Origin of the sequence: Sessilibacter corallicola, from assembly GCF_021290925.1 — a bacterium.
In the GTDB taxonomy this organism is placed as follows: domain Bacteria; phylum Pseudomonadota; class Gammaproteobacteria; order Pseudomonadales; family Cellvibrionaceae; genus Sessilibacter; species Sessilibacter corallicola.
This window is the reverse complement of the sequence record NZ_JAJSLX010000001.1, coordinates 69,500-92,693: the sequence shown is the minus strand read 5'-3', so window position 1 is coordinate 92,693 and position 23,194 is coordinate 69,500. Positions and strand designations below refer to the sequence as shown.

15 protein-coding genes are annotated in these 23,194 nt (G+C 43.5%); 11 read left to right on the top strand and 4 right to left on the bottom strand.

All coding sequences use genetic code 11. The annotated features are described in order from the left end of the window. Positions 1-11 precede the first annotated feature (11 nt). From LU361_RS00325 to LU361_RS00295, 7 genes are all read left to right on the top strand, one after another. A complete protein-coding gene (locus LU361_RS00325) occupies positions 12-194 on the top strand; it encodes a hypothetical protein (protein ID WP_233086319.1) in 183 nt (60 codons plus the stop codon). A gap of 298 nt (positions 195-492) precedes the next feature. Further along, positions 493-4,353, top strand: coding sequence for an alkaline phosphatase PhoX (locus LU361_RS00320; RefSeq protein WP_233086318.1), 3,861 nt, complete (start codon positions 493-495; stop codon positions 4,351-4,353). Between the two features lie 180 nt (positions 4,354-4,533). Beyond that, positions 4,534-5,547 (top strand): isoaspartyl peptidase/L-asparaginase family protein, encoded by a 1,014-nt coding sequence (locus LU361_RS00315; protein WP_233086317.1) that lies wholly within the window; start codon positions 4,534-4,536, stop codon positions 5,545-5,547. Between the two features lie 468 nt (positions 5,548-6,015). Beyond that, positions 6,016-7,971 (top strand): methyl-accepting chemotaxis protein, encoded by a 1,956-nt coding sequence (locus LU361_RS00310; RefSeq protein WP_233086316.1) that lies wholly within the window; start codon positions 6,016-6,018, stop codon positions 7,969-7,971. 197 nt (positions 7,972-8,168) lie between these two features. Then, a complete protein-coding gene (locus LU361_RS00305) occupies positions 8,169-8,315 on the top strand; it encodes a hypothetical protein (protein ID WP_233086315.1) in 147 nt (48 codons plus the stop codon). A gap of 235 nt (positions 8,316-8,550) precedes the next feature. Further along, on the top strand, positions 8,551-9,021 hold the full coding sequence (locus LU361_RS00300; RefSeq protein ID WP_233086314.1) for a hypothetical protein: 471 nt from the start codon (positions 8,551-8,553) through the stop codon (positions 9,019-9,021). Between the two features lie 294 nt (positions 9,022-9,315). Then, positions 9,316-10,188 carry a hypothetical protein gene (locus LU361_RS00295; RefSeq protein ID WP_233086313.1) on the top strand — a complete coding sequence of 291 codons (873 nt, stop codon included), beginning with the start codon at positions 9,316-9,318 and terminating at the stop codon, positions 10,186-10,188. Between the two features lie 74 nt (positions 10,189-10,262). On the opposite strand, the gene LU361_RS00290 is transcribed toward LU361_RS00295, so the two are convergent. Beyond that, positions 10,263-10,544 (bottom strand): hypothetical protein, encoded by a 282-nt coding sequence (locus LU361_RS00290; protein WP_233086312.1) that lies wholly within the window; start codon positions 10,542-10,544, stop codon positions 10,263-10,265. 61 nt (positions 10,545-10,605) lie between these two features. On the opposite strand from LU361_RS00290, the gene dld reads away from it, so the two are divergent. Together dld and LU361_RS00280 are read left to right on the top strand one after the other, a co-directional pair. Next, on the top strand, positions 10,606-12,312 hold the full coding sequence (gene dld / locus LU361_RS00285; protein ID WP_233086311.1) for a D-lactate dehydrogenase: 1,707 nt from the start codon (positions 10,606-10,608) through the stop codon (positions 12,310-12,312). A gap of 1,249 nt (positions 12,313-13,561) precedes the next feature. Further along, positions 13,562-14,698 (top strand): DcaP family trimeric outer membrane transporter, encoded by a 1,137-nt coding sequence (locus LU361_RS00280; RefSeq protein ID WP_233086310.1) that lies wholly within the window; start codon positions 13,562-13,564, stop codon positions 14,696-14,698. 40 nt (positions 14,699-14,738) lie between these two features. On the opposite strand, the gene LU361_RS00275 is transcribed toward LU361_RS00280, so the two are convergent. Continuing rightward, positions 14,739-15,662: a LysR family transcriptional regulator gene (locus LU361_RS00275; protein WP_233086309.1), complete on the bottom strand. Its 924-nt coding sequence runs from the start codon at positions 15,660-15,662 to the stop codon at positions 14,739-14,741. 181 nt (positions 15,663-15,843) lie between these two features. Here LU361_RS00275 and LU361_RS00270 point away from each other — a divergent pair, with 181 nt between their 5' ends. Together LU361_RS00270 and LU361_RS00265 are read left to right on the top strand one after the other, a co-directional pair. Then, positions 15,844-17,550 (top strand): L-lactate permease, encoded by a 1,707-nt coding sequence (locus LU361_RS00270; protein WP_233086308.1) that lies wholly within the window; start codon positions 15,844-15,846, stop codon positions 17,548-17,550. A gap of 3 nt (positions 17,551-17,553) precedes the next feature. Then, positions 17,554-20,394 carry an FAD-binding and (Fe-S)-binding domain-containing protein gene (locus LU361_RS00265; RefSeq protein ID WP_233086307.1) on the top strand — a complete coding sequence of 947 codons (2,841 nt, stop codon included), beginning with the start codon at positions 17,554-17,556 and terminating at the stop codon, positions 20,392-20,394. A gap of 338 nt (positions 20,395-20,732) precedes the next feature. On the opposite strand, the gene LU361_RS00260 is transcribed toward LU361_RS00265, so the two are convergent. Beyond that, the gene (locus LU361_RS00260; protein WP_233086306.1) at positions 20,733-21,740 is read right to left on the bottom strand and encodes an AraC family transcriptional regulator; all 1,008 of its coding nucleotides are present in this window, start codon (positions 21,738-21,740) and stop codon (positions 20,733-20,735) included. A gap of 133 nt (positions 21,741-21,873) precedes the next feature. Continuing rightward, positions 21,874-22,935, bottom strand: coding sequence for an NAD-dependent epimerase/dehydratase family protein (locus LU361_RS00255; protein WP_233086305.1), 1,062 nt, complete (start codon positions 22,933-22,935; stop codon positions 21,874-21,876). Positions 22,936-23,194 lie beyond the last annotated feature (259 nt).

Sequence of the window (23,194 nt, the reverse complement as noted above, 5' to 3'; positions counted from 1 at the left end):
TATAGGAGCCTATGACTAACCTCAACATTACTCAGCGTGATCTCAAGCGTGCAAATGCAAGGCGCCGTTTGCAATTAATGGCCGTAGTCCTTAATAAAAACGGCAACGCCGCAAGTGTGCGCTTGAGACACGCCCTACGGGGCCTGCCAGTTTTTTCCTGCTCTGCGTTGTGCTTTTTCGATTTAACCCGTTAGACCTTCAAAAGCACGCCTTAATCAGAAAAAAACTCCTTGGCCTGAGTGATCTTGAGGTTAATCATAGGCTCCTATAGTTATTTTTTTAATTTTTCACTCAAATCATTTGTAACTATTTTTCAATATTCATTTTTTCTTAATATAACTTTCATAATCGATTAACGGCTCGGTCATCTCTTCAAATTACTCTCCTCTGTGAAACTATCCTCTATTGTTTAGATTTCAAAAATAATTAGCCCGATTTATGTCGATGATTAAATCTCGGTTTAGCCAATAACACCTTTCCTAAGGAGAGAACATGATGTTTGCGAGGAACAAGCTTGCACGCTTAGTCCGAAGAACCATGCTGGTAGGAATACCTGCATTGGTACTTGCCGCTTGTGACGGTGATGACGGCCGTAACGGCACTGTTGGTGAAGATGGCGTAAGCGCCGCTGTTGCCGTTGAAGGATTTGTACAAGACGGCCCTGTAGCAGGTGGTACCGTTTATGTTTTCGGACGCGATCAAATTGAAGCTGCAATTACCGCAGCTGATGAAGCCGATGCAGCTGCAACCTCTCGAGCGGATGCTTTAGCAGCAGCCAATCCATTGGTTGTGATTGAACGCAATGTTGCTGATGGCGAAGATTTCCGTTTGAACATCCCTGCGGTTAATGCAGGCGAAGCTGTGTTCCTAGTTTTCGATAACGAAGGCTCTGTGGACATGGCATTTAATGATTTGCCAGTTAATATGGAATCTGTAGCAGTTGTTGCAGGCGCTGGCGAAACTCAGCAAGTGAACATCAACCCATTCACTTCGGCAGTGGCGCAATTAGTTATTGCTCAAACCACCGCTGATGCAACCATTGCTGATATCGAAGCTGCGATTGAGTCTTCGATTCAAAATATTGTTGCTGCTACCGATTTACCAGAAGGCGCAAACCCAATTACCGGTTTGGATTCTGAATTATTAGCAGACGCATCAACTGAAATTGGTGAGTTGGTTCGCGCGGGCGAAACTTTCGCTTCTGTTAATCGTGAAGACGTATTAACGTCTTTTGCATTCGATGCGGCAGACGGTGTTGTTGATGGTGTTATCCCTTCTACTATTACCGTGCTTCCATCTTTGTCAGGTTCTGTTGAATTGGCGGAATTGGTTGCTGATATTCCTGCAATTGAGTTAGTTGCTGATAACGTTGAAACTCCAGTTTCTGAAGCAACCGCAACGCGCAGCCCAATTCATTCTGCTGCTCAGCACATGGAATTAGCGTCTGGTTTAACGGCTGAATTTTTAACGCGCAGCGCTGCTAACCACGCCGACCAATTCTCTTTTTTCCCATTGGAAAATCCAACGCATCAAATTTGGTGTATTGAAAGCCGTGTGGAAATCATTGACGAAGCAACCGGTCAAATGAACCCATCGGTTCAGCGAGTTAATATCGCAGACGGCACGGTTGAAACCATCTTAAGCGGCATGACACGTTGTGACGGTATTCGTACTACGCCTTGGGGCACTGTACTGGCTACCGAAGAAAATGCCGATGGTGCAGCGTACGAAATCTTAAATCCATTAACCACAACCGACCTTACTGTTGCCGATCGTGGTGATGCCGGTCAACCAGCGGCGATTGTTGATGCCAGCGGTGCCGATGCAACGGATTTAATTGTTAAGCGTACTGCGTTACCGACCATGGCATGGGAAGGTTTGTTTGTACTTGAAAACGGTGTTGTTGTTGGTGGTGACGAACTTCGTCCAGGCAGCTTCGAATTTGTATTAGATAACGGCGGCACAGAAGTAAACTTCGGTGCAGACACCGACGGCGGTGCGTTATTTAAGTTTATTCCTACCGACCTACACGACGGTACCGAAATTACTTCTCTAGACGATTCGCCATTGGTTGCCGGTGACAACTACGCACTGCAAGTTCAATGTACCGGTGGTGTTCAGTTCGGCCAGGGTTGTGAAATTGGTGATGCCCTTTGGTTATCGGTTGATGCCAACAACGCACGCGAAGACGCAAACCGTTTAGGTGCAACTGGTTACTACCGTCCTGAAGATCTGCATTTAGATCCAGACTACGTTAACGAAGAAAACCCAGATGAAATTCGTTTCTGTTTCGCTAACACCGGTAACCGCGGTGCGCAAAACTGGGGTGAAGTGATTTGTGGTACTGATGCCAATCCAGCGGCTGCAGAACGCGATGTGCGTTTGGTTCGTTTCTTAGAAGGTGACGAAGAATTAAATGCTCCAGATAACCTAGCGTTCCAACCAGGTACTGGCATTTTGTACGTTATCGAAGATAACCAACACGGTGACGTTTGGGCGTGTTTGCCAGACAGCGACGACCAAGGTTTAACCTCTGACGGTTGTGTTCGTGTGTTGTCACTTAATGATCGCTCTGCTGAACCTACTGGTTTTGAGTTCAGTGCAGACGGCACCGAAGCTTGGGTATCTATCCAGCACTCTCGCGATGATGCCTTCCCATTGGTGGATAACTTCCGCACCGACGATATCGTTCATATCACTGGTTTCTCTGCACCGACTGCAAACGCTGCCAGCATCACTGATTTAGCGGAGCAGAATTCACAAGCGCTGTTTGGTTTTGGTACTCCAATTACTGAATCCAACACCAATACCGTTGATCGTGAAGCTAACATCGAAGCGCAATTGGGCGTTGATGTTGATCCAAGCAACGGTTTCGGTAACGGCGACGACGCTTCTGGTTACGTGAATCTTGCCGGTGGTTTAACCGCAACTTTCCTAACTCGTAATGCATCAGAGTGGTGGGATCAACACGATCTTTACCCACTGAATAACCCAACGCACTTAATTGGTTGTATCGAAGAAAGCCGCGGTATTGTTGATGACGGTACCGTTGGTAAGTACAAGCCAAGCGTACAAAGCGTTGATCTAGCGACGGGTGAAGTTGAGACTATCGTTCGTGGTATGACCCGTTGTGATGGTATTCGTACCACGCCTTGGGGCACCATTTTAGCCACCGAAGAAACTGCCGACGGCGCTGCTTACGAAATTCTTGATCCATTAACCACCAACAACGTGGTTGTTGTTGAACGTGGTGACGCTGGTGAAGCGGCAACGATTGAGCAAGGCGACAGCAACGGTGTTTCTACCGGTGTTGATGCGACTGATCTAGTGGTTAAGCGCACTGAAATGCCAACCATGGCTTGGGAAGGTTTATTCGTTCTCGATAGTGGTGTAGTTGTTGGTGGTGATGAACTTCGCCCAGGTTCTTACGAGCAATTCTTCCTAGCAAACGGAACCATTGCTGCAGAAGACGATGGCACTTCATTGTTGACCAACGGCGACACTGACGGTGGTGCAATCTTTAAGTTCATCCCATCGGCGCCTCGCACAACAGCGGGTCAAATCAACAACCTAGAAGATTCTCCATTTGTTGCCGGTAACACTTACGCCATGCAAGTTAGCTGTCGCGACAGCCGAGTGCAAGTAGGTCAAGGCTGTGAAGTGGGTAATGCCTCTTGGTTCGAAGTTGATCCAGACAACGCTCGTGTTGAAGCCAACGCTGGCGGTGCAACTGGTTACTACCGTCCAGAAGACATGCATTTAGATCGTATGTACTCTGACGCCGAAAACCCAGAAGCCGTTCGTTTCTGCTGGACTAACACCGGCCGTACCTCGTCTGGTCAAGTGGGTGAAGTTGTGTGTGGTGTTGATTCTGCGCCGCTTGCTGCGAGTGAAGAATTAACGGTTGTTGTTAATCGTTTCGTTGAAGGCGACCAAGACTTCAACGCACCTGATAACTTCGCTTTCCAACCCGTGACTGGCATTGCCTACGTCATTGAAGATGACAGCGACGGTGACGTTTGGGCGTGTTTGCCTGACGGCGGCGACCGCGACATCAAAACCGACGGCTGTGTTCGTATGCTTTCTATCGCGATTCAAGGTGCCGAGCCAACAGGTTTCAGCTTCTCTAACGATGGAACACGCGCTTACCTATCTATTCAACACGCTGGCGGTTCTGTGTTGTTTGACGGTAACGACACTGATGACTTGATTGTTATCGAAGGTTTCAGCACCAACGTTGATTTCTCAAGCTTCGGTCTAGACAACGAATCAGTACTGCACAGCAACTCTGCTGCGTTGTTTGGCTTCGAAGGTCCATTGGCTGAGTCTTCAACCGTCGGTGACGACATCTAAGTTAAGGTTCTGTTTTACGGTTTGATTCTTCACTGAATCAAACAGCAGGATTAACAAAAACGGGTCTCTTTGAGGCCCGTTTTTTTGTGCATCATTATTGCTGATTTTTGAGTTTCTCTCGTTAGCTTTAAACAGCGCCTTAATAACGAGCATAAGCAAAGTACAGAAGGAAAATCATCAATGAAATTAAAAGCAGTCTTGCTACTCAGTCTTATTTTTATCAACGCGCACAGCATTGCCGCAGATAAATTTGGCATTGTGATTCACGGCGGTGCCGGAACCATCAAAAAAGAAAACCTTACCGATGAAAAATTAGAAGCCATTAATACCGCGCTCACCAAAGCCACCGAGGCCGGTTATAACGCTCTGGAAAATGGTGAATCCAGTTTAGACGCCATCGCGATTGCCATTAATATTCTCGAAGACTCTCCCATTTTTAACGCAGGCCTGGGTGCGGTATACACCTACGATGGCTTGCACGCGCTTGATGCCTCAATTATGGATGGAGCCACCCGAAATGCCGGTGCCATTGCCGGTGTTGCTCACATCAAAAACCCCATTGAATTAGCCAGAGCGGTGATGGATAAATCCGTACATGTGATGTTGTCGGGTGCAGGCGCCGAAGAGTTTGCTATTCAGCAGGGATTTGATTTAGTACCCGCCGATTATTTTGATACCCCGCATCGATACGAAGCCTGGAAAAAAGCCCGCCAACGACTGGCCGAAGCCAAAACCGTAGAGCAACAAGCCAGCGTGTACTTACAAGACGATTTCCGTTACGGAACCGTGGGGGCGGTTGCGTTGGATAAAAATGGCAACTTAGCCGCAGGCACCTCAACCGGCGGCATGACCGCCAAGCGCTTCGACCGCATTGGTGATTCGCCTGTGATTGGTGCAGGTACTTGGGCCGATAATACCAGTTGTGCGGTCTCCGCTACCGGCCACGGTGAATACTTTATTCGCAATCACGTTGCTGCCGATATTTGTGCTCGCGTAAAATACCAAAATAAAAGCGTAAAAACCGCAGCAGAAGAAGTGATTCAAGATGTTTTAAAACCCATTGGCGGAACCGGCGGCGTTATCGTGATTGATGCCCAAGGTAATTTCACCATGGAATTTAACACGCCGGGTATGTATCGCGCTGTTAAAACCACTGATAAAAAACTCGAAGTAGGAATATTCGCTAAGAATTAAGTTATCCCGTCGATAAAAAGCTGCTGTCATATGCAGCTTTTTATTATTCCGAACTATTTTATTAAAACAACCCAAGCCCTTACCTTGTTCCGCGATTACGACTTTGTCGTTATTCTATGTAAGAACAGCAATTTTCCATAAAAATAAATGTCCAGAAAATCAGTTCTCCAGGAAAGTATCTCTCTATAAAAGTGGCTCTCCATAAAAGTAACTGTCTGTAAAAATACCTACCTATAAAAAACAGGCGAGCAAAATAGCACAGTCTAATAAAACAATAACGAGTGCTATTTGTGGTATTAAATCAAACACTCGTGCGCTGCCACTGTCTTCTGCCAAAAACTTCTTTAGCGAAAAACTTCCATTTTATAGGATTTTATCAACTACACTTTTGGATAATCATCAGTTTCTAGAATATTAGTCTTAGAGCTTATTAGCACCAAGTAATAGGCTCACAAAGCGAGCAGCACTATGTTTCAAAAACTCAAATTAACCGCTCAAATCAGTGTTGGTTTTGCCTCGATTATTGTCTTACTAATCGTGATTTCAACGTCCTCTTGGTTTGGTGTCAACAACGTTTACAACGGCTTAGTCGAATACAGAGAGCTTGCCAGAGACACAAACCTGACCGGGCGCTTACAGGCAAATATGTTGATGGTGCGTTTGGGGGTTTTGAAATTCCTAAACGAGCGCAGCGAAGAATCGATTACGCAGTACGAAGAGCGTTTAGCAAAAGTCGAAACATTTATGGACGAAGCTAAAGTCGAGATTCAAAAGCCCGAACGGGCGCAGCTTATACAAAAGTCCGCCCAAAACTTAGGCGTCTATAAAGAAGGCTTTACCCAGGTGGTTGATCTGTTTCGGGCGCGCAATGAGCTGGTTCAAAATCAACTCGATCCCTCCGGTTTAGCAATGCGCGAGCGCATGACCAGTATTATCACCTCCGCTTACGCAGACGATGACGCCAGCGCAGCGTTTTACGCCGCCCAAGTTCAGGAGCATTTATTACTGGGGCGTTTATACGTTTCGAAATACCTCATCACCAATGCCGCTGCCGATAGAGAGCGAGCCAATCAAGAACTGAACGCAGAAATAGCTCCTTTTGTAGAAGAGCTTGATGTCAATTTGCAAAATCCGTTGCGTCGAGAATCCTTAAGAGTATTTAAAGAGCAGCATCAACAATACATCACCGCCTTTGACAATGTTGCTGAAATCATAGAAGAAAGAAATGCCCTTATAAATGGCACCTTAAACCGAGTGGGGCCAATCATCGCTGCTGATTTAGAAAATGTAAAACTGTCGGTTAAAAAAGATCAAGACGCATTGGGGCCAGAAATTCAGGCATTGGCAGAAAATACCGTCAGCATGATCGTGATTCTCTCGGTCGTGTCAGTGATCGTCGCGGTTATTTTATCGTGGATTACCGCAAAAAGTATTCGTAAACCCATCGGCGGCGAACCCGCTGAAATTGCTGCAATTACTCGCAACATTTCTAAGGGCGATTTATCGCAAGATTTAAATGCATCCAGTCGTGCTACCGGTATTTATCGGTCGGTGAGTGAGATGTCAAAAATGCTAAAATCACTGATTGGCGACATCGTTAAAACCAGTAAAGACTTATCAGAAAACGCAACCTCCGCCAGCCAAATTTCCGAGCAAACCGCAAAAATTATTGATCAGCAACGCAGTAAAACATCCACCGTTGCCGCAGCCGTCAGCGAAATGGCCATGAGTATTCAAGACGTAGTTCGCCACGCTACAGATTCCGCAACGCAATCCAATGAAGGTTTATCCGAGGTTGAACGCGGCAAAGAGACCACCAGTAAAACCCTGGCGGAGATTGGCGGGCTTGCAACCAACCTAGAAACCACCGTCGAATTTATAAAAACCCTTGAGCAGAGCAGTTCTGATATTGAAGTAGTGATTGGTGTCATCCAAAATATTTCTGAACAAACCAACTTGCTGGCCTTAAATGCCGCAATTGAAGCAGCGCGTGCAGGTGAACAGGGCAGAGGCTTTGCCGTTGTTGCCGACGAAGTTAGAACACTGGCACAGAGAACGCAATCGTCCACCACCGAAATTCAAGAAATTATTCAGCGCCTACAATCAGGCACCGCAGATACCGTAAAAGCCATCGGAGAATGCCACTCTAAATCGCAAAAAACCGTCGCCCAATCACAAGAAACCGCGCAGGCATTAGAGCTTATTCATAACGCAATTAATATGATCAGTAAAATGAATATCCAAGTAGCCAGCGCCGTTGAACAACAATCCACCGTAGCCGACGAAATTGCCAAAGATCTAGAAAGCATCAGTTCAGGTTTTGAAGAAACCTCCGAAGGGGCCAAACAATCTGCCAGTGCAAACGATCACGTGAGTAATATTTCAAGACAACTTCAGGGAATGGTGTCGAAGTTTAGGGTGTAGTTTTTTAATTAAATTTAAATTCTTACAGTTTTAGTATTCCAACATTTCAACGTATTAAGTTTGCTCATTGATAAAATGGGCAAGCTTACCTTCCGAGTTTAACTCTCAACAGTATTTTGTTAACGACTTCTCTGCGTTTCAATAAAAATAGATTAGAATGTCAGCAAAGCCGTTCAAAGAATATACGGAGTAATGAAATGCCTAAGAAAATAGCCAAACCTCTCGAAGATCTCGATAGAAGAACCAATCCAGAAATTGTACGCCAAGCCAAAGAAAATGCTCGACGTAAAATTGAAATAGAGAAAGCTAAGAAAGCAGAGTTTGAAAGAGAAAACCATAAATAATTGTTTTTAATGATATTTATAAAGACTGAACTGGATGGATGCGTTGGGTTTTCTGGTTCAGTCGTTTGACAGGCAAATAAAGATATAACAATCAGCAGCATTTCCGTCCAATCCTTCCTCGGTCTGCTTACACCTCCGTCTTATCTTATCCCTCACATTTCAGTCTTGAAAAGATCATTCAAGTTGAGGTTCAATAAAGCGAATAGTTTATTGATGCTTTGTGAGACGTTTGTCTATGGAAACACCGCTTCGGTTAGAAATTCAATTCGATAATGATGATTTAGATGCCAATGCTCGGTTAATGAGTGCAATTTTATGCGATGCTGGTGCTTGGCCTGGGGTTGAGCGAGTGGCCCGTCGTAAAGGTTTAATTTTGAGAAAATGTTCAGAGATTGATCCTTCTCCTTCTCCTTCTCCTTCTCCTTCTCCTTCCCCGTTACCTACGAAGGAAGAGCCACAGCCGGCCACAGCAGTTGACGACGATGAGAGCTCTATTTGGATAAAACTTCTGCCAGATTCTTTAAAGAAAGTCTTGTCTATTTTCGGTGATTACGTAAAAGCAAGTAACACAAAAAGCCCAGTGAAATTAAAAATCGATGGCCGCGAAGTGGAATTTTCCAGCAAGCAAGAAATGACACCAGAATTCTTAGAAAGTTACGTGAAGATACTGAGCAAGGAAAGCAATACAAAGAAAGTATCTCAATAAAATACTAAGCATAAATAGAAGTTGACGTAGTGGCCAAGCAATACGCATTAATCTGGGATTATATGTAATCTAAGTACGCAAAGAGAAATTAAAAGGTCCGCTATTTTTAGCTCTGTTTTCTAACTTATTTTCGTATTTCTATAAATTAATAACATCCACCACAATTGTCCATACAAAATCTTCTGTGCTTATAATTCTCGCTTCCTTTAAGGAAGTTTCAATTCTGTCTTACCTTGAATAGACACTAAGCATTTTCTTATTCAAATAATAACAACATTTCGAAAGGGGAAGAAAATGAAGCGCGCGTTATTTGCATTAATATCAGAAAGTTTTTTATTGGCCGGTTGTGGCGGTGGAGGCGGCGGTGGTTCGAGTTCTCCAGAAACCGCAACGGGTGTGTTTATCGATGAAGCCGTTGAAGGATTAACGTTTATTTCTGGTGATCAAATGGGAGTGACCGATGCCGATGGCACCTTTACTTACGAAATTGGCAGCGATGTTATTTTTTCTATTGGTGGTATTGTGATTGGTATTGCCGAAGGTTCTTCTATTATTACGCCGGTTGATTTGGTCTCAGGTGCGGAAGATGAAATGGATTCTACAGTCACTAATATTGCCAGATTACTGCAAACTCTGGATGACGATGGCAATCCCGATAATGGAATTTTAATTACCGAAAATGTAACTGATGCCGCTGCGGATATCGTTATTGATTTTTCGTTGTCGGTGAATGAATTTTCAGAAGATGGTGACGTTCAAGTTGCCATTACGTCATTAACAACGTTTACCACCGCCGGTGCCAGAATGTTAATTCCAAGTATGACGGCTCAGGAGCATTTGGCGGGTACTTTAATCCAACAATTCAGCGGCAATTATTCTGGTACTTTTATGGGTATCGATGATGACGGAGCATTTGGCGGAAATTACACTTTTACCATTGATGATGGTGGTGTGTTACTCGGCAATGGTATGGGCGATGACGGCCCGTTCAGTTTTATCGGAAGTATCAACAGTCGCGGTAATGCCATGGCAGCAGGTGCATCTGGGGGTGTGATTGGTGAAGCCACCGTGTTTGAAATTACCATTAACGACGATGGCTCTTTTACCGGAACCTTTGAAAACGATATTGAAGATTTTGATGGTACAGTGCAAGGTAATCGTGATTAAACGGTAAATGTTATAAAAGCCGATAAAATTTTATTTTGTCGGCTTTTATTAATGGTGATTGCTAATTAAATAGATCAACTCTCTTTATCTTCCCAAACTTTCTCAATTCCTGCCTGAATTATCTTATTTTCTCCCGGTTGGTTTGTTCTTTTTATCTTTTTAATAAGGTGTCTAACCTTATCTAAATTATCAATAAATTCTATGTGGTTTTGCGCTTTTGTGGTGCATGTGTTGGTCTGTCTTTCCGCTATACTACTTTTTAGATAATAGAAAGTGCCAATATGGAAGAAAAATCTGCCTATTTTGTAATAAATAGAAATAATAATCTTTATTCTTTCTCTTTTATATTTAATCATGATATAAAAAGAAGCTCATGTTTTGAGCTCTAAATCTTTCTTAGTTCGTTGTGTATAAGTTATGAATAATAATCATCCAGTTTTAGCTTCATTGGGTAATGTCCTTCAAGCTGATCAGATTGCGGTTAGTGCTAAATCCAAAGCCCACTACAGAAAAGGTTGGCGCTCTGGTGAAGGTGACGCGTTGGCGGTTTTATTTCCCAATACGTTGCGTGAATTATGGGAAGCCTTAAAGGTTTGTGTCAGTCATAACTGCATTATTATTATGCAAGCGGCCAACACTGGTTTAACCGAAGGTTCAACTCCCAGTGGTTCGGATTACGATCGCGATGTTGTTGTGATTAATACATTGGCAATGGATACCATTATTCCAATGGGCGATGCGGAACAAATTATTAGTTTTCCGGGCGCTACGTTACACCAATTGGAATCGCAACTTAAATTAGCATCAAGAGCACCGCATTCGGTGATTGGTTCTTCTTGTTTGGGTGCGTCGATTGTTGGTGGTGTTGCGAATAACTCGGGCGGTGCTTTGGTAAAACGAGGTCCGGCTTATACAGAACTATCGTTGTTTGCGTGGGTTAATGAAAAAGGCGAGTTGGAGTTGGTCAATCATTTAGGGATTGATCTCGGTGAATCACCCGAAGAAATTATCAGTAACCTTGAAAGCGGTAATTTCAGTCGAACGATTGAACCTACCGATAAGGTTGCGTCGGCAAAAGATTACGTTGAAAAAATTCGCGATGTTGATGCCGACACGCCCAGTCGTTACAACGCCGATGAATCAAAACTTTACGAAGCCAGTGGCTGTGCCGGAAAAATCGCTGTATTTGCAGTGCGATTGGATACGTTCAATGTGCCTAAGCGCGAGCGCACCTATTATGTTGGTACTAATGATCCCAATACTTTGGCCCAGCTTCGTCGCCATATTTTAAGTCAGTTCGATAATTTACCCGAAGTGGGTGAATACTTGCATCGGGATATCTTCGATATTGCCCAAACCTACGGTAAAGATACGTTTTTGAGCGTGAAGCACTTGGGTACTCAGCGTTTACCGAAGTTGTTTGCTTTAAAGGGTAAGTTAGACCAAGTGTTTAACAATTGGAAATTCGTTCCTAATTCCCTAACCGACCGCGCTATGCAATTTGCCAGTCGTTTATTCCCCGGTCATTTGCCCGACAGAATCATTCAATACCGACAAAAATATGAGCATCACCTAATATTGAAAATGAGTGATGAGGGTATTGGTGAAGCCGATAAATATTTAGCGGAATTTTTTAAAGACGGTTCTGCCGAAGGCGATTATTTTGTGTGTAACGCCGATGAAGCCAGCAGTGCTTATTTGCATCGCTTTGCCGCGGCCGGTGCTGCCGTTCGTTATCAAACCATGCATGAAAAAGAGTTGGGAGAAATTATCGCCCTGGATATTGCGTTGCGTCGCAATGATCTTGATTGGGTGGAAAAACTGCCGCCAGAAATTATGGATAAGATTGATAAACAGCTTTATTACGGCCACTTCTTCTGTCACGTATTCCACCAAGATTACGTACTGAAAAAAGGCGTCGATCCAAAACAATTAAAGAAAGAGTTGTTATCGATATTGGATGCCCGCGGTGCGAAGTACCCAGCGGAGCACAATGTAGGGCATTTGTATAAAGCGGAATCTCAGCTTCAAAAGTTCTACCGAAAATTAGATCCTACTAATACGTTCAATCCGGGTATTGGTGGGGATTCAAAGCATAAGCGTAATTGTTCTTGTTGTTTGTGAGTGATCGAATTTGATCAGAGACTATTAGAGTCTATTTGGCTCGCTAAGGAGCCCGGCAGTTTACCCGGGTTCCTTAGTGTTTTTTATCGATTACTTAACTCTCTAAAAAGCCATTTTTTCTGTATTGGTTTTCTCTTTAGACCAGCTTTCTCTCTAGACCAGTTTTCTTTCTAGATTAGTTTTCTCTCTGAATCAGTTTTTTCGTTTTACCTTGTGTTCCAGTTACCGTGTACAAACTTTTATGTCTGGTGATTAATTCACCAGCAAATTTTATAGGGTTGTTGGTTTACGTTGATAAATTCTTGCAACCATTTCTATGTTGTCTTGTCAAACAATTAGTTTTCGAAATCAGGTTACGGTTTTTATCGAAAGTAGGGTGCCTGTTCTATAAAAGTTAGATAAACGCGGCATCAAATCGATAACATTTCTACCGTGTTAACGCGAAAATTCCTTTCCAGTAATGACCAATCAAGATTTTTTACGTGGTATTTGGCGAAGCTAAGTATTATTACTTACTTATTAAGTATTTTTAGTTTTTTACCGTAGTAACACTTAATGGCCTGTTTTTGAGGGCTGGTTATTGTTTCAGATACCTTGGAAATTTCCGGCGCTCTTCTATTTTTAATTGCTGTTTTAAAAATAAAGACTGAACCGAATCACTCGGTAAGCCAGCTTCTATTAAAGGTTAATAACAGTTTTCAAGCCTGTGCTTGGTTTTTGCTTTTAAAGGTTTTTTATTAAATTTCATTTGGAAATAAACCGGCGTGCGTTGATGAACTTTTTGCGGAAAGTCATTTTTGGATGAGAGCAAGACTGCTGTCAACGCTAGAGAAGACTTGGCTGTGAGCAAAAGGTTTGGTGTTTTAATGGCGGGTGTTTGAAAAGATAAAGGCGATTTATTTTTTTAGTGATATGCAGGGGTGGCGCACAGTACAAATAATAATAAAAGTTTTTTGAACTAAATACCTTTTAAAGAGACTTATTAATAGCCAAATTAAACAGCTTGGTTTTTGTTGGAAGTTTCTTAATAAAGCTCATTATTTTTATTTCAATCTTCTACAACCAACTACGTACGTAATTTTCCCTCCTATTTTATTGTACTTTTATTCATTTTTATTAATTTTTTTCAATTTCCGATTATGTCATTTTTGGAAAAAGCTCTTATACTAATCTTTGTTTATCCGCGAAATTAATATTTCTATATTTCTTTCACACCTATTTACTATAAATAAAAATAAGAGGGAATTAGATGTCTTTCTCCAAACGTGCCTACATGGTTCTTCCTGCTGCTGTATTAAGTTCCATTGCTTCAATTAACTCCGCTAATGCTGCTATTGAGTTGGTCAGTCTTGAAACTCCTACCGGCACAGCAAAAGTAAGTTTCGGAGGTTATACTAAAGTCGATGTTCGCCATGTTGATGGTGATATTGCTTATCAGGATTACTGGGTAGCGAATTTCCCGGGTGGTGCTCCGCGAGAAACTTCTCGTACTGGTTTTAACGTGCGTGAATCGCGTTTTAATTTTAAAGTTGAACACAGTGACGTTTCTGCATTTGTAGAATTCGATTTATACGGCGGCGGCGGTAACGAAGTCGTAAGTAATTCTTCAAACCCTCGTCTACGACATTTTTTCCTTACTTATAAAAACTGGTTAGCAGGTCAAACCTGGACCACATTTATGCCATTGCATGCTTTGCCAGAAGCATTAGATTTTGGTGGCCCGCACGTTGGTGAAGCGTTTGTTCGCCAAGTACAGGTTCGTTACACCAATGGCCCATGGCAGTTTGCAATTGAAAACCCTGAAACAAATGGTGATGGTGATGTTGGTACACCAGCAAGTGCCGTTGGTTTGACTGGTGATCAGGCTGATCCAGACGAAGCAAATCCAGATGTTGTTGGTCGTTACAACTACAGCAACAGTTGGGGTACTTTCTCTGTCAGTGCGTTGTTGCGTCACGTTGATCAGGGTGGACTAAACGATACCGCGCTTGCAGTAAATGTTGCGGGTAAAATTAAAACCGGCGGTAAAGACGATTTCCGTTTCCAACTTACTACCGGTGATCCAGGGCGTTACGTTGGTGCTGGTTTAACAACCGATATTGTTGTTGATCCTGCCGATGGTAACACCGATGTTGAATCAACCGATGCGTTTGCGGTTTCTTACCGTCACTTCTGGACTGACATTGCAAGAACCACTGTGTTCTACGGTCAAGCTGAAACTGACATCTTAGAGCGTGAACGTGCTCACTGGGGTATTAACTACATTACAGACGTTACCTCTAAATTAAGTGTGGGTGTTGAATTAGGAAACTACTCCATCGATGACGAAGGTATCGATGGAATTGATTCAGACTACCTACAATTTAGCGCGAAGTTCAATTTCTAGCTGGGAATTATTTCCGGTTGGATATGTGCCTTGGAGTATTTCAATAGAAATACTCCTTTTTTGATACAAACGCTTCACGTATAAATTCCACCAGTAATTTAATTCTTAAATCTGGAAGCCGCGTTCGCGGGTAAACGGCGTAAATACCTAAACGTTTACCAACGTGTTCGTCCATCACAGAAATTAACCTGCCCGACAACAAATCTTCGTGAATTAATACTCGCGGTAAATACGCCACGCCCAAGCCATTTAAAGCCGCCTGTTTAAGCGCTTCTAATTCATTGCCCGTAATGGTTCCTTTTACATGAATTTGTAAATCTTCTTGGCCACGTTTAAGTGCCCAGTGATCCAAACCTGCGCCTTCGTATTTGTACACCAAGCAATCGTGATCGGATAAATCCTCTGGGTGTTCAGGGGTTCCGTGTTCGGTGATGTATTTAGGACTTGCGCAAATAATCCATTGAGAATCGATTAAGCGGCGGGCGATTAAGCTTGAGTCTTCCAAGTGAGCAGTGCGAATGGCGAGGTCAAAGCCTTCTTTAATAATGTCCACACAGCGGTTTTCTGCAGATAGCTCAACGCTAACGTCAGGATAACTGGCGCAAAATTTTGAAATGGTGTCGTTCAAAATAAATCGCGCAGACACCACTGGCATGGTTATTTTAATGTTGCCGCGAATTTTATCGCCGTAGCCGGTAACGGCATCTTCCGCTTCTTGAATTGCGAGTTTTGCTTGTCTTGATTTTTGGTACAAAACAATGCCGGCGTCGGTGAGGCTAAGTTTACGGGTGCTTCGGTAGAGTAGTTGTGCATTTAATGCTTGTTCTAAACGTGCGATTCGCTTACTGACCACGGAGTTGCTCAACTCCATTTCTTCCGCGACTTTTGAGAACGAACCCGCTTCTACAACGTGGGTGAACAGCAGTATATCGTCGGCTTTTGCGCCGTACTTATGGTTTTTCATAGCGTTATTATGTAAGAAATGGAAAAAATATTAATGCTTTTTAATCATATATCACTAATCCGCATATTGATACTGTCCTGATGCTCATTTAACTATAGATAAAACACCCGGATTACAGGGTGAAGTTAAGTGTAGTGATAAATCCAACACATAAATAATAAGATACAACCGGAGAATTATAATGATGGATTGGCACTACGGCATAGTTGCACTACTACCCATAGCTCTTTCAGCAGTTTTACTCCTCGGCCTACAATGGCCTGCACGTAAGGCAATGCCTGTGGCACTCGCTGCTACGGCTGCAATTGCTTTCTTCATCTGGGAAATGACATTAAACCGAATCTTCGCATCCGCGTTGCAAGGCATCATTGTTACCGTTGCCGTGCTCTGGATCATTTTTGGCGCTATTTTCCTACTCAACACCCTTAAGCATACCGGTGCTATCAGCGTTATTCGCGAGGGCTTTACCACTGTTTCACCTGACCGAAGAATTCAGGCAATTATTATTGCTTGGTGTTTTGGTACTTTCATTGAAGGTGCATCAGGTTTCGGTACTCCCGCTGCGATCGCGGCACCATTAATGGTTGCTATCGGTTTCCCAGCAATGGGCGCTGTATTAATGGGAATGATGATTCAAAGTACACCTGTTTCATTTGGTGCTGTGGGCACGCCAGTTATTATTGGCGTGACTAACGGACTCGACACCGCTGCCATTGAAGCAACACTTTTGACTCAAGGTTCTTCTTGGGAACAATTCCTACAATTAATTACCAGTGAAGTTGCATTGATTCACGCCTTGGTGGGCACCTTAATGCCAGTTCTAATGGTATTAATGTTGACGCGCTTTTTTGGTAAAGCCAAAAGTTGGAAAGAAGGTTTGGAAGTGGTTCCTTTTGCCATTTTCGCCGGTTGTGCGTTCACCATTCCTTACGCGTTGACGGGTATTTTCTTAGGCCCTGAATTCCCATCACTTATTGGTGGTATGGTCAGTATGGTAATCGTGGTAACTGCTGCTAAGCACGGTTTCCTCATTCCAAAAAATACCTGGGAATTTCCTGAGAAAAGCGAATGGCCTAAGTCTTGGTTGGGTTCAATCACCATTACCGGTGAAAGAACAGGTCACAACCCAAATATGTCGCCTGTAATTGCTTGGATTCCATACGTACTGGTTGCTGTGCTATTGGTATGTACTCGCGTATTCAGTGAAGTTAAAGCGGCGCTTGTTGGTTTTGGTTGGACTGCGACCTCTATTCTAGGTGAGGCAGGCATTAACTCTGGTATTAGCCCATTGTATTTGCCAGGCGGCTTATTGGTTATTGCTGCGTTAGCTGCGGCTTTCTTGCATTGCGATTTCAAAGGTTCAATGAAGTCTATTTCCAGTGCTGCATCAGAATCTGGAAAAACCTTGATTGGTGCAGGCTTCGTGCTTTTGTTCACCATTCCAATGGTTCGTATCTTCATTAACTCAGGCGTTAATACTGCCGACATCGCCAGTATGCCTGTTGCCAGTGCGCAATTGTTTGCCAGTATTTTTGGTGACATGTTCCCATTAATCAGCCCAACCATTGGTGCGCTCGGTGCGTTTATCGCCGGATCTAATACTGTTTCGAACATGATGTTCAGTCAGTTTCAATTCGAAGCTGCGCAAACACTCAGTATTTCCACTGCGTTATTAGTGGCTACCCAAGCTGTGGGTGCTGCCGCCGGTAACATGATTGCTATTCATAACGTTGTTGCGGCTTCTGCAACAGTAGGTTTGATTGGTCAAGAAGGTGCGGTACTGAGAAAAACTGTGATTCCAACAGGTTATTACGTGCTTGGTGCTGGGATACTAGCATTGATTGCTGTGTATGTTGTTGGTGTGAGCGATCCCCTAGCAGGTGCATAAACGATGGCTGAGGTAAGCAGGCAATTTGTTTCTGAGATTAAACGTATTCTTCGAAACGAACAAATTATTGATGATATAACGCGCCGACGCGCGTTTGCGACAGACGCTAGTTTTTATCAGTTAATTCCACAACTGGTTTTAAAATTAGATTTTATCGCTCAAGTTCGAGATGTTGTGCGTTTATGTCATGAGTATGATGTTGCCGTCACGTTCCGCGCTGCTGGTACAAGCTTATCCGGCCAAGCGATCAGCGATTCGGTACTGATTATTCTGAGTGATAAATGGCGAGATTACGAAGTAATCGACGACGGCGAATTTATTCGTCTTCAGCCAGGAGTGATTGGCGCTCATGCCAATCATTACTTAAAAGATTATCAGAGAAAAATCGGTCCCGATCCCGCATCCATTAACACCTGTAAAATCGGAGGCATTGTTGCTAACAATGCCTCTGGCATGTGTTGTGGTGTGAGCCAAAATACTTATTACACCGTCAGCGCAATGACGATGGTGTTAGCCGATGGCAGTATTGTCGATACCGGCAACCCAGAAAGTGTGCGCGATTTTAAATCTAAAAACGCCGGTTTGTTAAATGAACTGTGGGCGTTGAGTGATGACGTAAAATCGGATTCAGAACTCTCTGAATTAATTCGTCATAAATACCGATTAAAAAATACCACGGGCTATGCGTTAAATGCGTTAATCGATTTTGATGATCCCATCGACATCTTAATGCACTTAATGGTTGGCTCAGAAGGAACCCTGGGATTTATCGCCGATGTTACCTACCGCACGGTGGTAGAACATTCGAATAAAGCCAGCGGTTTATTTTTGTTTGAATCCCCCGAAGTTGCTTGTCAGTTGGTTGAAAAGCTCAGCCGAGAACCCGTTGATGCGGTGGAATTACTCGATCAACGCGCGTTGAATTCCGTTAAAGGCAAGCCCGGATTACCCGACGCATTCTGCGATAATCCCGATGCTTCTACAGCATTGCTGATTGAAACGCGCGCGTCGTGTGCCACAAAACTCGCTGCAAATGTTGAATCGTTATCGAATTTAATTGCCGAGTTTTCACCTATTCAAGAAATTCCTTTGGCCAACGATCACGCCCGAAATGAAAAACTGTGGGCGATTCGTAAAGCAACCTTCCCAGCTGTAGGTGCGGTCAGAAAAACCGGCACATCGGTAATTATTGAAGACGTTGCTTTTCCGATTGATAAATTGGGCCAAGGTATTAAATCCTTGCACCAGTTGTTGGATAAATACGGCTATTCTGAGGCGATTATTTTCGGTCATGCCCTAGCCGGTAATTTGCATTTTGTCTTTACCCAATCGTTTGAAACCGACGAAGAAGTTCAGCGTTACGATGAATTTATGCAGGCGGTGGCCAATTTAGTGGCTGTTGATCTGAAAGGGTCGTTGAAAGCCGAGCACGGAACCGGCCGAAATATGGCGCCGTTTGTTGAGCTTGAATGGGGTGAAAAAGCCTTCCAGGTGATGCAGCGTTTAAAACGCATTATCGATCCAAAAAATATTTTGAACCCTGGGGTTATTTTAAACGAAGACCCAGATGCGCATATTCGCGATTTAAAAGTGCTGCCAGCGGCCAACGAAATTGTCGATAAATGCATTGAGTGTGGTTTTTGTGAGCCGGTGTGTCCGTCAAAGGATTTAACCCTAACACCGCGGCAACGCATCAGCTTGTGGCGACGCATACAACAATTAACCGCCCAGCAATCCCTGACAGAAGCCGAAGAAACAGAACTTAAAACACTCAAAGAAGCCTATCAGTATCAAGGTGTTGATACCTGTGCGGCAACCGGTATGTGTGCACAGAAATGCCCAGTTGGCATCAATACCGGTGATCTCGTTCGTGAAATACGCGCTGAGAATGCTTCCAAAAGCAGTAAATTGCTGGCCAAAGTTGCTGCTGATAACTTTGCTCAGGTTACCAAAGTTACAGGCTTGGGTTTGTCTGCATCAAAAGTGGCGAGCAAATTCTTAGGCGAAGAAAAAACCGATAAACTCGGCGTAAAAATTCATAATACCACCGGTAAGACCGCGCCTTTGTGGTACAAAGAATGGCCGACAAAAGCGCATAAAGTTAAACCCGTTCAAAGTAATGGCAGCGATGGGTTAAAACCGTTGGTTTATTTCCCCAGCTGTTCCAGCCGAACTATGGGGCCGGAAAGTAAGTCCGACGATCAGCGCAGCCAATTTGAGGTTGCTCAGTCGCTGCTTCAAAAAGCCGGTTATCAATTGATTGTTCCCGAAAATCTCGACAACCTCTGTTGTGGAATGCCGTTTTCGAGTAAAGGGCTTGCGGATTTTGCCAATGATAAATCCGAAGAGCTTCAAAGTGCGTTGAAGGTGATCAGCCAAGGCGGAGAAATTCCCATCTTGTTTGATACCAGTCCTTGTCGAATGCAAATCGAAAAAAGCGAAACCGAGCTGCCGGTGTTTGAGCTGTTCGAATTTATCGATAAATTCGTCTTGAGTGAATTATCGATCACTCCGGTAGAAGAGCCGATTGCCTTGCACATTACGTGCAGTAGCCGAAAAATGGGATTGGCAGAAACCCTGCGACGGGTTGCTAAAACTTGTTCTACTGAGGTGATTGAGCCACACGATATTGAATGTTGTGGTTTTGCCGGTGACAAGGGCATGTTTTATCCAGAGCTGAACGAAAGCGCATTAAAAACCCTCGCGAAACAATTACCAGACAATTGCACGCAAGGGTTCAGTAACAGCCGAACCTGCGAAATTGGTTTGTCTCACTACTCGAAAATACAATATCAATCGCTGTTGTATTTGCTCGATAAAGTGAGTGAAGCCAGACCGCAGTAAAACGACTGTCTGTTTTAACGTTTGTTATTTACGTTCGTTGTTAAAGCTCGATATTAAAGAAAGAGTGATATAGGAGCCTCTAATTAACCTCAATATTACTCAGCGTGATCTCAAGCGCGCAGTTGCAAGGCGGCGTTTGCAATTAATGGCCGTAGTCCTTAATAAAAACGGCAACGCTGCAAATGTGTGCTTGAGACCGCGCCTTTCAGGGCCTGCCAGTTTTTTCCTGCTCCGCGTTGTGCTTTTTTGATTTAACCCGTTAGACCTTCAAAAGCACGCCTTGATCAGAAAAAACTCGTTGGCCTGAGTAATCTTGAGGTAAATCAGAGGCTCCTATATTAACTGGTCACTCTTTCTTTAATTCTCATCGAATCCGGTGTTACGCCCATCCATTGATGGAACGCTCGGAAAAACGAGTTTGGATCTTCGTAGCCCAGCAAAAACGAAATGTGGTTGTAAGGCAGTGCCGATTTCACCACGTAATGTTTTGCCAAATCTTTTCTCACTTCTGTAAGCAAACCCTGAAAATTCGTGCCTTCGTTTTGAAGTCTGCGTTGCAGAGTTCTGCGGCTTAAATTTAATCGCTTAGCCAAAATTGGCAGTGTTGCCTCGCCACTGGGCAGCATTTCTAACATGGCTGAACGTGCGCGGTTAGAAAATCCGTCTTCTGTTGTAACCTCAGACAAGTGTTTGTTTAAATTAGGTTCAAAGAATTCCCACATTGCTTGGTTTTCAGTGACAAAAGGTCGTTGGCAGTCTTCCTTTGAAAATGTCATTGAAATGGGGCCGGGCGCAATATTGGGTTGAATGCCAAAGTACTCGACAAATTTTTCTTGTACTGGCAGCTCATGCGGCGTGTTAATTTCCGCAGGAACGATTTCTTTGCGCGTGGCAATTCGCGCAAGTTGTACAAAAAAGCCGAATTCAATCGCAATTAACCAATTTGGAGCGGTCAGCCTTTCGTCGGCGAAATTAATCGTCAACTTTATGGCGTCTTCGTTTTCTTCAAGGTCAATGTTCATTGGCCCAATCAACGGCTTAAATTTTTGTAAGCGTTTAAGCGCGGTGGTTAAATTGGGGCTGCACAATGCTGAAAAAATAGCGGGATCAAAAGATTCCGTGCTCAAACTTTTTACTATTTTGAGTGAAATCTCAGGGTCGCCGGATAAGCGCTCTATGGCCTCCCAAAAGCGAAAACATTCGTCGACATTAAAGGTGGTGCCTTTACGTGAAAAAACATCGGTTGGAAGATTGGCGTGTTTTAATACTTCGTTAGTATCGATATTTAAATCGGTAAGCACCACTCTCCAGCCATTAATTACTGGGAATCTCGTTGGATTTGTCATAGTTAAATCTATAATTCTGTTTTCAATTTCTACAATTGGAATACGTGAATTTAAGAATCTTTTTAAACATACGATAAAATCTCAGCTTGAACGCAAGCAGAGCATTAGGGGTATGAATAACTGCAAAGATTTCTTAAGCGTTAAATAAGTTGTTGTCGATTCCATGTTGGAAAAAATCCCGCATGGTTTCTTTTAACGGCCGATAACTGATATTGAGTTCTTTTAGGGCTTTTTTATTGTCGGCCCGCCAAGAATAATTCACATTTCTCGCAACCAGTTTTCGTGTTACGGACTTGTCGAAAATTGGCCCGAATAACCACGCCAGCCATTTGGGAATGGGCTTTTTCGGCAATGGATAATCATCGCCAAAGCGGTCAATCAGGGTTTGGGTTAATGCAAACAAATCCGTGTTATGGGCCGATACAATGTAACGACCTTTGGCTTTTGGATAAAAGCCCGCAGCAAAATGTGCGTCGGCTAAATCTCTAACATCAATAGCGCCTAAGCCCAATTTTGGTGCACCAAACTTCATGGTGCCGTTACCCATCTGTTTTAAAATATTGTAACTTTCCGACGTGGCGTGTGGATTAATGCCGGGGCCAATCACCAGTGAAGGATTTATTGTGATTAAATCCCACTGCGATTGTTGATCAGCAATTTTCCACGCTTCACGCTCAGCAACCGTTTTCGAATAAGAATACGGATTGTGATCGATAGACGATGATTGATTCCAATCGTCTTCGGTAAATACGCCATTGGCGGTTTTTGCCAAATCACAGTTGTCGCCGTAAATAGCAGCGCAACTGCTTGTCACAATAATTCGTTTAACAGACTCTATCTGATTAGCTTGTTGCAAAACATTTCGCGTGCCTAAAAGTGCCGGGTCAATAAGCTCTTTTTGGGGATCACGAATATTCAATTTAAACGGCGATGCTGTGTGGTAAACCAATTCACAACCTTCCATAGCTTGCGCGTAGGAGTGCGGTTTTAATAAATCAGCTTCGAAATACCGAATGGCTCCAGGAGAATTCTCTGCGATAGCATTCAGGTACTTCAGTTTTTGAACATTTTCCGGATCGCGTACAGGTGCATGTACGGTTAATCCGGCGTCCAATAGTTTTTTTACCAAATGTCCAGCAACGTATCCGGTCGCACCCGTAACCATGACGGGGGCAGAGCGATTAATCTGGGTCATATTTTTTCCAATGATTTAATACGCACACAAGATTAAGTGGTCATTTGTCATTCGTCACTGGCAAAACATGCCATAAAATATGCTAACAGTGCCATTGCATTGAGTTAGATTAAGAGGAGGCTAAGGAGGTTTCAACAGTTTGAATTGTGAAAATACTAATTTTGCAGTATCGAGCAATAACTCAGTATGATTAGGCAAGTAGTGAGAAATAAACAATAACGTTGTATTGGTTAACGAATGATTAAAACGTTAACCGTTA